Below are 14,037 nucleotides of genomic sequence, written 5' to 3'. Positions count from 1 at the left end.
CCGGATACACGGGAGAGCGTTCATAAGCAACATTTCCAGTAAGACCAAGCACATCACATAACGATAGCGGCAGAGGGAGCTCTGCTGCTGTCGCCGATGTTCATACTTACGGATGACAAAAGGCTGCACAGCTTGTCTACGGACAAGGGTGCAGCCTTTTTGTATTAGAGATCGGATACGATGGGCTTTACTTTTTGCTGCTTCGGGTGCGCAAGCCTCCGTCCCCAGTAGATCCCGGCGGAAGCGGCAAGCAGACCGAGCAGGGTACCGGCGACCGAATCCGTCAGCCAATGGATGCCGAGGTAGAAGATGCTGAAAATGATGATGACGGCGCTGACCAGCGTCATGAGGGACAGTCGGCGATTCCCCGAACGGATCCCGAGCACCAGCATGGTGATGGAAATCGAAGTGTGGAGGCTTGGAAAGCAGTTGTTAATACCGGATAGCGGCCGGTACGCCTGTTCGAATTTCGGAAAAACCTCCAGCATGTAGAACGACGCGCCGGATGGCGGAAAGGACCAAACCTCGTTCACGGGAAAGAAGAGGTAAAACGGGATGGCCACCGCATAATTGATGAAGACGGCTATGCAGGCAGCCATGAGAAAGGCTTTGTTCCCGTCGGCCGCAAAGATTCCAAGCATAGCGATCAGTAAGGATTGGAACACCACTACGTAAAAAAATACCGATACGGGCGTAATGTAAGGACTGTGAAAAAACTGCTGCAGATGCTGTACGAAATGCCCCTCGATCCCGAATACCCATGGGGTGAAGTCTTGCTTCACATGCATGCCTGCTTCGATTTGCAGTTCGTACCTGTTGAACAGGAGGATCGCAGCCATCAAAGCGAATAGACCCAAAAATTTGCGATTGGTCCCAAACTCCCGGATCAGCAGCCATCCGGCCCTCAGAGGGTTGCGCAGGGTGCCCAGCCAGATCAGCCCGATCGCCAAAACAAGCGTTGCTGCCGAAATATAATTCATAGAGTCATACAACACGTCGGGGACGTCCTCCTCTTGCTTTAAGTGCACTTAGTGTAGCACATGCAAGGAGTTTAATGGTTACGATTTGTTTTTTAAATTCACCCCGAACATGCCCCCGATGGCTCCCGAAGCAATAACGGCTGCGATCAACAGCAAATCTCCAAGCCGAAGGCTGCTGTCAAGGGCCAAAAATCCGATTATGATGATCATGAGACCGTACAAAATGCCGGTTAATCCGCCCTGGTACCAACCCCGTCTGCCTGAACGCTTCCCGGATACAAGACCTCCAAATGCCGCGGCGACAGCATGAACCACGTAAATGTAGCGGGACAGGCTTTGTTCTTTCATGCCGCTGGACCACAACAGGAAAGAAAGTATAAGCGCCCCGACCATCATCCAGAAAAAGGAATAATACAGTCCCGACAAAGTGGGATTGGAGATCCGAAAAGAGAACAGGCGACGGATCAAATGCATAAGAGAACCCCCTTCATAGTTCCACAATTTAATGTAAATTTATGTGACGGCTTGCCCCAGTAGTACAAGTAATTTTCCAATAATTTATCGCTCCGGCTTCTGAATGTCTGTGTTCCCGAAAGGTCAAAATATCCTTAATTGGCATGATGAATGGCACAGAAAGGAGCGGGTGGCCGTGATATCTGATATACTGATTCCTGTTTTCCGAACCGTCCTGATGTACTTTGTCATCTACCTGACCCTCCGGATCATGGGCAAGCGGGAGATCGGGAAGCTGTCCATTTTTGACCTGGTCATCTCGATCATGATCGCCGAAATCGGCGTTTTTGTGCTGGAGGATACGGCGCGGCCGATTACGGACGGACTCTTTCCGATGGCTACGCTTGTCTTGATACAGATCACGATTGCTTTCATCAGCTTGAAGAGCCGGAAAATCCGCCTGTTATTCGAAGGAAAACCGGCCATCCTCGTATCGGGAGGCAAGCTCAACCGTGAAGAAATGAGGAAGCATCGGTATAATCTGGACGATTTGCTTCTTCAATTGCGCGGGCGAAGTATCGAAAACGTGGCGGATGTGGAATTTGCGATTCTGGAAAACTCCGGGCAGTTGACGGTTATTCCTAAATCCAAACGGAATGAAAAAAGAGAAAAGTACGACATGCCCGTTCCTCAGGAGAAGCCAAATCGTAACGGAAAACCACAAGGACTCGCCGGCAATGCGGCAGCTATTTCACGTTCAGAGGAGATCGCCGGCAAGCCGAAACAGACTTATAGAACCCCATATGCCGATCCGTCCCGGGTACCGGCGAGAAACCGCAGTAAAAAAATTCTGGTTCCCAGCGGAAAATTTACCTATGGCATACTGCCGATCCCGCTCATCATGGACGGAAAAGTACAGGACGACAATTTGGAGCGGCTGAACAAAAATCGCTTCTGGCTGAAAAATCAGATCCGACAGCAGGGAATCAAAGAGTTTAAAGACGTGTTTCTCTGCTCCATCGACCATAAAGGCCGGCTTTACATCGACCGCAAATAAGACGGAAATTTCCGTGCAGCGGATCAGGCGGCAGGTGTCTTGGGGTTTCTTGGATTTCTAGGTTTGAACCATTTTTCAAGGTAGGGCATGCGGGACAGATCTCGCAGGGACACCAGCTTTAATGCAAACACGGCGGCCAGAAAAGCGATCATGCCTATAGACATGGCTGCCAAAAAGCGGATCCAAACGATTCCTCCCAATGGCAGATGGAGATAGCCGTATTGGGTAATGCCCGTCATGATGATCATGGCTCCCGCCAGCTTCAGCAGATCGAACATCCGGAAACGGTAGGCGAGCAGCCGGCTGACGCTGAATCCGTGCAGGAACGTGACCACGATGCTGTTGATGATAATGGCGATAACGGCCCCGTAAATGCCGTACTCCGGCTGGGAGGACAGGTACCAGATCAGGAACAGCTTGAGGACGGCTCCGATCAAGGTGTTGAACAGGGCACGGCTTGGCCGGTCCAGCGCCTGCAGGGTGGCCTGAAGCGGTGCCTGAACGTACAGAAACAGCGCAAATGGCGCCATCGTGCGCAGCATGTTGGAGATGTCCGCATTGTTGTACAGCAGCAGGCACAGCGGCTCTGCAAGGACATACATAATGACGGCAAAGGGGGCTCCGGTGACGAGCGCGAGCCGGATCGTCTGGTTTAACCGTTTGTGGATCGTAAGCTTGTCTTTGCGGGCGGCGGCTTCGGACAGCGAAGGCACGAGCGAGACCGCGAGGGACGAGGTCAGTACGCCTGGAAGCAGCAGCAGCGGGATGACCATGCCTTGCAGCGCGCCATACTGGGCGGTTGCTACAGCAGTCACGACACCGGCGAGCGCAAGGCTCTGGGCTGTAATAATCGATTCGAGCAGGTATGAGAAGGAGCCGACCAAACGCCCGGCGGTGACCGGTACAGTGATGCCAAGCAGGCGTGGAAACAATCCGCGGCTGACCTGGCTGCCGGAACTGTCTTCAAGGCCGGCTTTTTTGTGCTGCTTTGCTTTCTCTCTCCGGGCTTGCCTGGACAACAGCCAGTTCTCGTCCCGGTGGTACTGCCACAGCAGGGCGAGCAGCCCGAAGAATTCCCCGGCCATCACGCCAAGCATGGCTCCGGCAGCCGCATAAGCTATTCCTTTAGGCAACAGCAGGTAGGCAAACCACAGCGTGCACACGATCCGAAAAACGGTCTCGATAATCGAAGAGGTCGCGGATGGAATCATGTTCTGCCTTCCCTGGAAATAGCCGCGGTAGACGGACGAGATGGCCACGATAACGAGCATGGGCGTCATGCTGACAAAGGTGTAGTACACGCGGGAATCCGTTATAATCGTTGTCGTGATCCAAGGGGCCAGCCACAGGCATAAAGCCATAAACAGCACGCTGAGACCCACCGTCAACCCTAGGCTGACCCGCAGGACATACTTTGAATTTTGCGGTTTGCCTTCGGTTTCCGCTTCCGACACCAGCTTGGCGATCGCCAGCGGGACCCCCCCTGTGATCAGCGTCATAATCACCAGGAAAAAAGGATAACCCAGCTGGTAAATCCCCACCCCTTCGGCGCCGATGATCCGGGGCAGGGCGATGCGCGGTATAAACCCGAGAATGCGGTTCACGATGCCGGCGGCAAGCAAAATCATCGTGCCTTGGATAAAGGTTTGCTTTTTGATGCCTGGATTTTTAGGATGCTTGTTCAATTGTCCACTCCCTCTTCCCGTGTCGAAGCTGTGCTGCCACTTTTGGTAATGTCAGACCTTGTTTAATGGATATGCTGAACCTGTCCCAACTCATTCATCCTTTCCGGTAACATTTGGACAAAAGAAGGAAAGAAGGGTAGCGGGGTCGAATACAGTACAAATCAGTGATACAATGGACTGTAGGACATCCAGAACAGATCGTGCGTGGAAAGAGGCAATCGAGAGGAGGCCGTAGAGTGAGCTCTGAGGAAATGAACGACAGGCAGCTGGAGGAAGCGATTGAAACGCTCTGCCGCAGCAAGGCGGAGGAATTCAGACTCGTCGGCTATGAGCATGTAACCAGCAAGGACATTTGGAACTGCATCAGCGTCAAATACGAGAAGGAAGGGATTCCGCCGCTCTACAAGCTGGTTAACGATATACTCTCTTTGAAAGTGATGACATTTATGAATTTTATGACCATATCCGCATATAAAGGATCCACTTTCGATTGAAAGGGATCTTTTTTTCTGTTTGTGTTAAAAGAGATGAGGGATACGGTAAAATCGGAAAACGACAAATATTGATAAATTGACTGCCTTTTGGCGCATGGCTATAATAGGAATATTGAGAACGAAAGGGGAACTAGGAACGGCATGAAAAGAATTGTCACTTTCATCATCGTCGTGCTCGTATCGATTGCGGTCATGGCTGGGACAAGCCCTGCGCTGCTCGACAACGTACGACTCGGTCTCGATCTTAAAGGGGGCTTTGAGATTCTGTATGAGGCCCAGCCGCTGGAGCAGGGGCAGAAGATTACGAGAGAGTCCCTCATACGGACGGCGGAAAGCTTGGAGAAACGCGCCAACGCGCTCGGAACTAGCGAGCCTGAAGTGACCACGGAGGGCACGAACCGGATCCGTCTGAAAATCGCAGGCGTGACGAACGAAGCCGAGGTCCGCAAGAAAATGAAGGAGCCGGCGTCGCTGACCTTCCGAAGTGCGGATGGTTGTAAGACTCCTGAAGCGGGGAAAGACGGCACGGTAGATCCGAAAGATCTCTATTGTAAAATCGAACTCATCGGAAGCGATTTCGTGGAAAACGGCGCACAGGTGGGTTATAACCAGCTGAACCAGCCGCAAATCGATATCAAAGTCAAAGATAAAAAGAAATTTGCCGACGTGACCAAACGTTTGCTTGGCAAAGAGCTTGCTATTTTCCTGGATGATACCCTTTTATCCGCTCCGACCGTACAGCAGGAGCTGACGGACGGCAAAGCATCGATTACGGGCAATTATACGATTGACGAAGCGAACCAGATCCGCGATACGATCAACCTCGGGGCGCTGCCTTTGAAGCTGACGGAGAAGTACTCTCAGAGCGTGGGCGCAACGCTGGGCATGCAGTCTTTGCATAAAACGATTGAAGCGGGCATCATCGCTTCCATCCTGATTCTGATCTTCATGATCGGCATGTACCGCCTTCCGGGTGTCATCGCAAGCTTCGGACTGATCGCCCACACCTGGCTGCTCATTCTCGTCTTCGTCTGGGCCGACTTTACGCTGACCCTGCCGGGGATTGCGGCGTTTATTCTCGGTATCGGCATGGCGGTTGACGCCAACATCATTACGAACGAACGGATCAGGGAGGAAATGCGGAACGGCAAGAGCGTCATGTCTGCGGTCAAAGCAGGGAACAAGTCGTCCTTCCGTACGATTCTCGATTCCAACATTACAACCATTATCGTCGGAGCGGTTATGTTTGCCTTCGGTACAGGCGCCGTCAAAGGCTTTGCGCTGGTACTGATCGTGGAAATCGTACTCAGTATTCTCACGAATGTGTACTTCACCCATTACCTGCTCAGCCTTTTGGTTAAAGCCGGCGTGCTGAAGAAGCCGAAGCAGTTCGGGGTAAAGGAGAGTGATATTCGTGCACTTTAAAAAAGATTACGATTTTATGAAGATGAGCAAGTACGCGTTCATTTTCTCCATCGTCCTGACGATTGCGGGAATCATTACCCTTTCCGCTTTTGGATTAAACTACGGCGTTGATTTCCAAGCAGGCTCCAATGTGGACGTCAAGCTGTCGAAGAACGTGACGAAAGCTGAAATTGAGCCGCTGCTGAACAAGATCCACCTCAGTGACGGCGCAACGGTTGCCCCTGGAGACAAGCGGGTCAACATCCGTTTTACCAAAGAGCTTAACGAAGACCAGAGTGAACAGCTTAAGTCCTCGATCCAGGAGCTGGATAAAACAGCATCGTTCGAAATCAACACGGTCGATACGGAAATGGCCAAGGAGCTCGGGCGGAATGCCATTTACTCAGTTCTGATTTCCTGTATCGGGATTATCATCTATGTAAGTATCCGGTTTGAATGGCGGTTTGCGCTGGCGGCCATCGTGGCGCTGCTGCATGACGCCTTCATGGTCGTGGCCGTCTTCTCGATCTTCCGATTGGAAGTCAGCCTGACGTTTATCGTGGCGGTATTGACCATCATCGGTTACTCCATTAACGATACGATCGTTATTTTCGACCGGATCCGCGAAAATCTGCGGTTCGGCAAGCAGAAGACCAAAGACGATTTGAGAGCTATTATGAACAAGAGCGTGAGCCAGATGCTCATGCGCTCCTTGTATACTGCGCTGACGGTGTTTATTGCGGCCTTCTTCCTGTTCCTGTTTGGCGGGGAATCGATCAAGATGTTCTCGTTGGCGATGGTTATCGGGCTGTTGTTCGGAGCGTATTCTTCGATCTTTATCGCCAGTCCGCTGTGGCTCATATTCAAAAGCAAACAAAAGACCAGTGCCAAGCCAGCCAAACCTTCCAAGGCGTAACCTTGTGAAGCGAATGTAATGAAGGAAAGCCGCGTCTGATTGGGCGCGGCTTTTCCGCTGGAACTTATCTGACTTTATCTAAACTTATTGTCGTGAATGTCATATCTTTTTCAAATAACAGATCAGAATCGGTATTCAGATTGCCGGGGGGAGGCTTTCATGAGTATAGAGCGTTCAAATCCATCGGGTACCGTTGCATGGACGGGAATTGCCGGTGAACTGTTACTTGCCTTGTTCAAAGGCGTGGTCGGATATTTTACAGGGAGCAAGGCACTGCTGGGAGATGCGCTGTATTCCGCATCGGACGCAGCCGGCGCACTGGCCCGGCGCATTCCATGGCGGACGTCGTCAAAGCTCCGGAGTGCGCAGCAGGCTGATCTGCGGGCCGGAAGAACAGAGCCGATTCTGGCGATTTTGTTTTCGGTTCTTGTGCTGATGGGCGGATTGCAAATTGCCGTAGCGGCGGTCCGGGACCTGGCTTCAGGCCGTGTGCAGACACCCGGGCAGTTTACGCTGATTGCGATACTCGTCTCGCTTGCGGTCAAAGAAGCGCTCTTTCAGTTCCAGTACCGCCAATCCAAGAAGCAGGGTGACGGCATGCATACGGTGTACGCCGACAACCACCGTTTCAGCTTGTATTCGTCGATCACGGTATTGATCGGCGTCATTTTGGCGATGGCCGGCAGCGCCTTTCAGTGGTCCATGCTGCAGTATATGGATTCCATCTCGGCTCTGATCGTCGCGGCGCTGCTGCTGCGCAGAGGCTACCGCCTCATCGTCAGCTCCGTGTACGGACAGCTGGTGCAGGAGACCGAGCAGGAGGACGCGATTAATTTTATCGATACGGTGCAGCGGGTTCACGGCGTCATTACGGTGGATGACCTGAAAGCATCGGAGCAGGGACATTACATTACGATCGATTTGAAGATCAGCGTCAATCCGCGGATTACCGTCCAGGAAGGCGCCGAGATCGCCGACCGGGTCAAGAAGCTTCTGATGCACCGTTTTTTGCATGTCAGCATCGTAAATATCCAGGTCGTCCCTTATGATCCCGGTTATCCGTACAAGTCGAACCATCATCTGACGGATAATGAGCAGCCGACACTGCTCCAATAGCTTGCTCATGACTTATACGAACAGAAGACGGGGCGGGGAAAGAAAGGTGAAGACGATTGTTTGATTCAAAATATGAATGGCGGACTTCCGAAGCGGATCCGGAGAAGGCGGGACGGCTGGCACAGGAGCTGTCGGTTTCTCCACTGGTAGGTTCGCTGTTGGCGGCCAGAGGAATTAACAGTGCAGAGGAAGCCGCCATGTTTTTAAACGGAAGCCTGGACGCATTGCATGATCCGTTCCTGCTGCTCGGTATGAAGGAGGCTGTTCCACGGATTCAAAAAGCGGTTGAGACCGGCGAACATATATTAATCTACGGGGATTACGACGCTGACGGCGTGTCCAGCACTTCGCTCATGATTCATTTTATGCGCTATCTTGGAGCGTCCTATGACATCTATATTCCGCACCGCTCCAATGAGGGGTACGGACTGCACAACCATGCGCTGGATTGGGCGCATCAGCAGGGGGTCAGCCTGATCATCACGGTCGATACCGGCATCAGCGCCGTCGAGCAGATCGCGTATGCCAACTCGCTCGGGATGGATGTGATCGTCACCGACCACCACGAGCCTCCGGAAGTGCTGCCCGACGCCTATGCGCTGATCAATCCGAAGCAGCCGAACTGCCCGTACCCGTTTAAAGGCCTGGCCGGGGTTGGGGTAGCCTACAAGCTGACCCAGGCGATGCTCGGCCAGCCGCCGGTGGAATGGACGGAAATTGTGGCCATCGGTACCATTGCAGACTTGATGCCGCTGAGCGGCGAGAACCGCATCCTGGTCAGCCGCGGCTTAGAGCAGATGCGCAGCTCTGCGTTTCCGGGAATCCGCGCCCTCATGGAAGTTGGGGGCATTACGATGCGGAATGTTACATCGATCAATGTCGCCTTTGGCATGGCCCCGCGCATTAATGCCAGCGGGAGGCTGGATCATGCAGGATCGGCCGTAGCCTTGCTGACGACGGAAGACGAGGATGAGGCATTAAGATTGTCCCATGGGCTGGATGAACTGAATAAGGAGCGACAGCAGGTGGTCGACGATATCGTCCAGGAGGCGACCAGCCAGCTACTGGCCAAGACCGATGGAAGTCGGGTGCCCGACGTGATCGTGCTGGCAGGAGAAGGCTGGAATGTGGGCGTCGTCGGCATTGTCGCTTCCCAAAATTTTGGAACGGTATTACCGCCCAGTCATCATATTGGGTATAGATCCGGATACCGGCATGTGCAAGGGTTCAGCACGTTCCATTCCGGGGCTCGACATCTATGAGGCGCTGACCTCCTGCAAATCGCTGATGGACCATTATGGGGGCCATCCGTCCGCTGCGGGCATGAGCCTGCACAGGGATCAGCTGGACGCCTTCGAGCAGGCGCTGAACGAGTATGCCGCCGGGGTTCTGACCGAATCCGATTTTATTCCCGTCGCGGCATCAGACGGAGAGTGGCGGCTGTCGGACGTTCCCTTGTCGGTCATCGATGAGATGGAAATGCTGTCGCCCTTCGGTATGGCCAATCCTGTGCCCAAGTTCATTTTTCGAAACTGCAGGCTTCTTGAGACCCGGAAGATGGGACGTGACAGCAAGCACCTCAAGCTGGTCGTTCAGCAGGACGGCGTCCGCCTGGAAGTGGTCGCGTTCGGCAAAGGCGAGCTGGCCGAAGTGTTGACGGAAGGCGCTGAGCTCGATCTGCTCGGCGAAATGAGCGTCAATGAATGGAACGGTTCGCGAAGACCGCAGCTGATGCTGCAGGATCTGAAGCTTACGCAGCCGCAGGTGTTTGACCTGCGCGGATCCAAGGATCCTTGGCAGGAGATCGACCGGGTCAGTCAGCTGATCGGATCGCATTTCAGACTGGGGCCGACGCAGGTGGCGGCGGTGCTGGAAAGGGAGATTCTGGATCCGGCAAAAATCCGTTTGAATGAATCCACCCTTTGGGTATATGATAAGAATGCTGGAATTTTGGCGTATTATCCGAACGAGGAGCGGTCCGGCCAGGACGACGTGACGACGCTGTTCATGCTGAACGCGCCGGAGACGCCGGAGCAGCTGGATGCGGTTCTGTTTTCTTTTCCGAAACTGTCCAACGTATTTCTGCTTCATCAGGTACATAAGAAGGAGAGACTTGCTGTGCCGGACAGGGATCAGTTCAAGAAGCTCTATATATTGTTGTCAAGAATCGCAGCCGAGCCCGTCCAAGAAGAAACCGCCTTATCGAGGCTCAGTCAGCAGGCATCGTGCAGCATCCGCATGGTGACGAAGATGATGGATGTGTTCGAGGAGCTTTCTTTTATAGACAGGCAGGAAGGCCTTATCCGTTTTATTCCTAAACCGCCCAAGCGTGATTTGGCTTCATCCCGCCATTTCCTTGCGCTAGGGAACTTGGCGGAAATGGAACAGCATCTGCTGTATGCCAGCACGCCGCAGGTCACGAGCTGGTTCATTTCCCGCATGCAGGGAGCTTCGTGACCGGAGACAATCGGTCGAAATGAATGCTTACGAGGGTCCGTATCATTTCGTGACCTCAAGCAACTCTTACGGAGTCCGTTTCTTCGTAAAACTAAGCAACGCTTACGGAGTCAGTTTTACTTCGTAAAACCAAGTAACGCTTACGAAGTCAGTTTTACTTCGTAAAACGAAGCAACGCTTACGGAGTCAGTTTTACTTCGTAAAACTTTAGAAGGAGAGATTATGTTGAATTACAAAGATTATATCCGGGTGATTCCGGACTTCCCGATGGCTGGAATCAGTTTTAAAGATATTACGACCTTGCTTCAAAACGGGGAAATGTACAAAAAGGCCATCGATGACATCAAGGCTATGGTGTCTCACCTTAATATCGATGTCATTGCCGGTCCGGAAGCCCGGGGCTTCGTCGTTGGGGCGCCGCTTGCTTATGCGCTGGGCGTCGGATTCGCGCCGATCCGCAAGAGCGGCAAGCTGCCTTACGAAACGATTGAAGTCGGTTATGATCTCGAATATGGCAAGGATAAGCTGGCCATGCACACCGACGCGATCAAGAAAGGCCAGAACGTTCTGATTGCTGACGACCTGCTAGCCACGGGCGGTACCATCTCCTCTTCCGTTAATCTGGTTAACCAATTGGGCGGCAACGTGGTTGGGGCAGCGTTCATGATTGAGCTGGTTGCCCTGAACGGACGCTCCAAATTGCCAGGTGTGGAAGTATTCTCCCTCATGTCCTACGAAGATTAAAAACCGGGAGTTCGTTTCCCGGGAAATAAACGAAGAGCTGTCTGAAGTCGAAGCGACTTTCAGGCGGCTCTTTTTTTGATGTTGTGATTGGATTGTCGGTGCCCCTGTGCCCTCATTATATAGATGCGTCTACTTAAACAATAGCGGGGGGAATGATGCGCACATGAAGGAGCAACGGTGATTTCGTCTCATCAGGCTTGAACGCAGGTTCGCTGTGGAGCGACAGAGTTTGCCGCTGCAATATATTGAGCTTTTGTTGAAAAGTGGCTGCATGAGGAACGGAGTTGGATTAATCTATTTGGGAAAATAACTCCACTTTTTTTAATAAATATGAAAAATATCTTTTTTATTTTTATGCGGTTTGCTATAATCTGCCTAAAGCAGGAAACACATGCTTGGAATCATCTTTTATGATCAAAGGGGAGGCCATTGCTAATGAGGAAACAGGGAAGAGGTAGAAGTAGAGGTTTTGTTCTGACTTTGCTGTCTGTCATGCTGTTGTCGGTCGTACTCAGCGCTTGTGGAGGAGGGAATAAGGCGGATGCTCCGCCATCGCAATCCTCCGAACCGCAGCCGTCCACCGAGACGAAGAGCAGCGATCCGGTCAAGCTGGAGTTTTGGACCATCGCGCTGCAGCCTACATTCACGGACTACTTCAATAAGCTCATTGCCGATTACCAGAGCAGTCATCCGGGCGTCACGATCGATTGGAAAGACTATCCTTATGACGCGGTGACCAACAAGCTGCTGACCAGCATCGCCAGCGGCAACAGCCCGGACGTCGTGAACCTGAACACCGAATTTGCCAGCCAGATGGGCTCCAAAGGAGCCGTGCTCGATTTGAACGGATTCCTGACGGATGAAGAGAAGGGAGCTTATTTCGACGGCATCTTCAACTCCACCGTTATCGACGGCAAGGCTTATGCCCTACCTTGGTATACAGGCACCGAGGTTCTCTTTATGAACACGAAAATCGTGAAGGAAGCCGGCCTGGATCCGGCGAATCCGCCGAAAACGATGGAGGAGCTGGCCGATTGGGCGCGCCAAGTGAAGGCGAAAACCGGTAAGCTCGGATATTCGCAGCAATTCGCCTCGAAGCTGCTTCCAGTAAACGGTATTCCAATTCTGAATGATGACAAAACGGCCGCAGCCTTTAACACACCTGAGATGACCAGCATGATCGAAACGATTCAGAAAAACATCGCCGACGGCGTCATCATGAAAGAAGACGTTCCGTTCACGAAGCAGATCCAATATTACTCCGGGGAGCAGGTGGCCTTTGAGCTGGCCGGTCCGACTTTTATCAACTTCCTGAAGACTTCGGCTCCGGACGTGTATAAGAACACGATCGCCGTGCCGCTGCCGACCGGAAAAGCCGATGTCCGCTTGTCCAACTCCATGAACCTGGTCGTTCCGGCCAAGTCGAAGCATCAGAAGGAAGCGGTCGAGTTTGCGGTCTTCGTAACGAATGCCGAAAATCAGACGTCATTCTCCAAAGCGGCCAACACGCTGCCGTCCACCAAGGAATCGATCAAGGATCCGTTCTTTACGGAAACCGACAAGTCGCTGGAGGCGGAAGCCAAGATCGCTTCAGCCAACAGCTTGGATAAGGCGGTCGATTATATGGTCGGCGTGCCGAACGCTGGGGATATCAACTCCGCCATCGCCCGCGGCCTGCAGAAAATTTTCTTGAACGGGGCCGATGTCAAGTCGACGGTGGATGCAATGGAACAGGAAGTCAACGGGGTGCTCAAGAAATAATTGGGCCGGTTGACGGAAGACGTGCGGGGGGACTGGGTTCCCCCGTACATTCTAGTTAGGTGGTGATCACAGAGTGTACAAATGGATGCGGTCGGAGTCATTCACGGCATGGGCTTTTATGGCCCCGGGACTTCTAGTTGTCGCTGTATTCGTATTTTGGCCTATTATTTACGGTATCCCGCTGTCCTTCACGGACTACTCGGTTATTTCCGAAACGCATTATGTCGGTGTCGATAACTTTGTGAACGCGTTTAAAGACCACAATTTCATCATTTCGCTGTGGAATTCGCTGCTGTACGTGATCGTCGTTCCGATCATCCAGATTTTGTCCATCCTGATGGCGATTCTGGTCAACGGGAAAATCCCGGGCGTGAAGTTCTTCCGAACCGCTTATTATATTCCGGTCGTGACCTCCATGGTCGCCGTGGCGCTGATCTGGAGCTGGCTCCTGAGCAACAACGGGGTCGTCAATTTTCTTTTGATTAAAGTAGGAATCATCAGCGACCAGGTATCCTGGCTCGCCACCAGCAATACAGCACTGTTCGTGCTTATGTTCATTACGATGTGGAAGGGCCTGGGCTATTACATGATGCTGTACCTGGCCGGACTGCAGGGCATTCCTTCGGATCTGTACGAAGCGGCGCGGGTGGATGGAGCAAGCAGGCTGCGCCTGATCCTGAACATCACGATTCCGCTGCTGAGACCCCACATTTTATTCTGTACCCTGATCTCTTTGATGGGGGCGATCCGCGTCTTTGACGAGGTCTATATTTTGACCAAAGGCGGACCGGGTACATCAACGCTGACATCGAGCGTCTATATTTTCCAAAAAGGTCTGGAACAGTTCAACTTCGGGTACGCCTCGGCGCTGGGGCTCATCGTCAGCGTCATTATCGCCGTATTCAGCGTGCTCGTGTTCCGATTTAACCGGAAAGGCGGTGTCAATCCATACTGATGATAGCGAATCGTG

Annotated in this window: 11 protein-coding genes and 1 pseudogene; 9 read left to right on the top strand and 3 right to left on the bottom strand. The window is 52.6% G+C overall.

Annotation, left to right across the window (positions count from 1 at the left end; genetic code table 11):
• Positions 1 to 164: 164 nt before the first annotated feature.
• Both ABIE48_RS22795 and ABIE48_RS22790 read right to left on the bottom strand, forming a co-directional pair.
• Positions 165 to 995 carry a phosphatase PAP2 family protein gene (locus tag ABIE48_RS22795; RefSeq protein ID WP_354519709.1) on the bottom strand — a complete coding sequence of 277 codons (831 nt, stop codon included), beginning with the start codon at positions 993 to 995 and terminating at the stop codon, positions 165 to 167.
• A 63-nt stretch (positions 996 to 1,058) separates the two neighbouring features.
• The gene (locus ABIE48_RS22790; protein ID WP_076176984.1) at positions 1,059 to 1,454 is read right to left on the bottom strand and encodes a TIGR04086 family membrane protein; all 396 of its coding nucleotides are present in this window, start codon (positions 1,452 to 1,454) and stop codon (positions 1,059 to 1,061) included.
• 217 nt (positions 1,455 to 1,671) lie between these two features.
• Here ABIE48_RS22790 and ABIE48_RS22785 point away from each other — a divergent pair, with 217 nt between their 5' ends.
• Complete coding sequence (locus tag ABIE48_RS22785) at positions 1,672 to 2,490, top strand: DUF421 domain-containing protein (RefSeq protein WP_483312696.1); 819 nt, start codon at positions 1,672 to 1,674, stop codon at positions 2,488 to 2,490.
• A 23-nt stretch (positions 2,491 to 2,513) separates the two neighbouring features.
• On the opposite strand, the gene spoVB is transcribed toward ABIE48_RS22785, so the two are convergent.
• Positions 2,514 to 4,148, bottom strand: a complete 1,635-nt coding sequence (gene spoVB / locus ABIE48_RS22780; RefSeq protein WP_192715876.1) for a stage V sporulation protein B — start codon at positions 4,146 to 4,148, stop codon at positions 2,514 to 2,516.
• A gap of 278 nt (positions 4,149 to 4,426) precedes the next feature.
• Here spoVB and ABIE48_RS22775 point away from each other — a divergent pair, with 278 nt between their 5' ends.
• The 8 genes and pseudogenes from ABIE48_RS22775 to ABIE48_RS22740 all read left to right on the top strand — a co-directional run bounded on the left by ABIE48_RS22775 (position 4,427) and on the right by ABIE48_RS22740 (position 14,022).
• Complete coding sequence (locus ABIE48_RS22775; RefSeq protein WP_373319005.1) at positions 4,427 to 4,669, top strand: post-transcriptional regulator; 243 nt, start codon at positions 4,427 to 4,429, stop codon at positions 4,667 to 4,669.
• Between the two features lie 141 nt (positions 4,670 to 4,810).
• Positions 4,811 to 6,094, top strand: coding sequence for a protein translocase subunit SecD (gene secD, locus ABIE48_RS22770; RefSeq protein ID WP_192715819.1), 1,284 nt, complete (start codon positions 4,811 to 4,813; stop codon positions 6,092 to 6,094).
• On the top strand, positions 6,084 to 6,989 hold the full coding sequence (gene secF, locus ABIE48_RS22765) for a protein translocase subunit SecF (RefSeq protein WP_192715818.1): 906 nt from the start codon (positions 6,084 to 6,086) through the stop codon (positions 6,987 to 6,989). Before secD ends, secF begins: the two co-directional genes overlap by 11 nt.
• 159 nt (positions 6,990 to 7,148) lie before the next feature.
• Entirely contained in the window at positions 7,149 to 8,105 is a 957-nt protein-coding gene (locus tag ABIE48_RS22760; RefSeq protein WP_192715817.1) for a cation diffusion facilitator family transporter, read from the top strand.
• A 56-nt stretch (positions 8,106 to 8,161) separates the two neighbouring features.
• Positions 8,162 to 10,562: pseudogene (gene recJ, locus ABIE48_RS22755) on the top strand (single-stranded-DNA-specific exonuclease RecJ).
• Positions 10,563 to 10,787: 225 nt separating this feature from the next.
• Positions 10,788 to 11,306, top strand: coding sequence for an adenine phosphoribosyltransferase (locus ABIE48_RS22750; RefSeq protein ID WP_145023261.1), 519 nt, complete (start codon positions 10,788 to 10,790; stop codon positions 11,304 to 11,306).
• Positions 11,307 to 11,741: 435 nt separating this feature from the next.
• Complete coding sequence (locus ABIE48_RS22745; protein ID WP_192715815.1) at positions 11,742 to 13,067, top strand: ABC transporter substrate-binding protein; 1,326 nt, start codon at positions 11,742 to 11,744, stop codon at positions 13,065 to 13,067.
• Positions 13,068 to 13,140: 73 nt separating this feature from the next.
• Positions 13,141 to 14,022 carry a carbohydrate ABC transporter permease gene (locus ABIE48_RS22740; RefSeq protein ID WP_152398577.1) on the top strand — a complete coding sequence of 294 codons (882 nt, stop codon included), beginning with the start codon at positions 13,141 to 13,143 and terminating at the stop codon, positions 14,020 to 14,022.
• Positions 14,023 to 14,037: the final 15 nt, after the last annotated feature.

The sequence above is a fragment of the Paenibacillus sp. OAE614 genome (assembly GCF_040546645.1).
Classification (GTDB): domain Bacteria; phylum Bacillota; class Bacilli; order Paenibacillales; family Paenibacillaceae; genus Paenibacillus_AQ; species Paenibacillus_AQ favisporus.
This window is presented reverse-complemented; position numbering and strand designations above follow the sequence as displayed.

Excerpts from the sequence above, each read along its gene's own strand:
- ABIE48_RS22790 (WP_076176984.1), bottom strand. The coding sequence starts at position 1,454 with ATGCATTTGATCCGTCGCCTGTTCTCTTTTCGGATCTCCAATCCCACT.
- ABIE48_RS22785 (WP_483312696.1), top strand. The coding sequence starts at position 1,672 with ATGTACTTTGTCATCTACCTGACCCTCCGGATCATGGGCAAGCGGGAG.
- ABIE48_RS22775 (WP_373319005.1), top strand. The coding sequence starts at position 4,427 with ATGAACGACAGGCAGCTGGAGGAAGCGATTGAAACGCTCTGCCGCAGC.
- secD (WP_192715819.1), top strand. The coding sequence starts at position 4,811 with ATGAAAAGAATTGTCACTTTCATCATCGTCGTGCTCGTATCGATTGCG.
- ABIE48_RS22760 (WP_192715817.1), top strand. The coding sequence starts at position 7,149 with ATGAGTATAGAGCGTTCAAATCCATCGGGTACCGTTGCATGGACGGGA.
- ABIE48_RS22745 (WP_192715815.1), top strand. The coding sequence starts at position 11,742 with ATGAGGAAACAGGGAAGAGGTAGAAGTAGAGGTTTTGTTCTGACTTTG.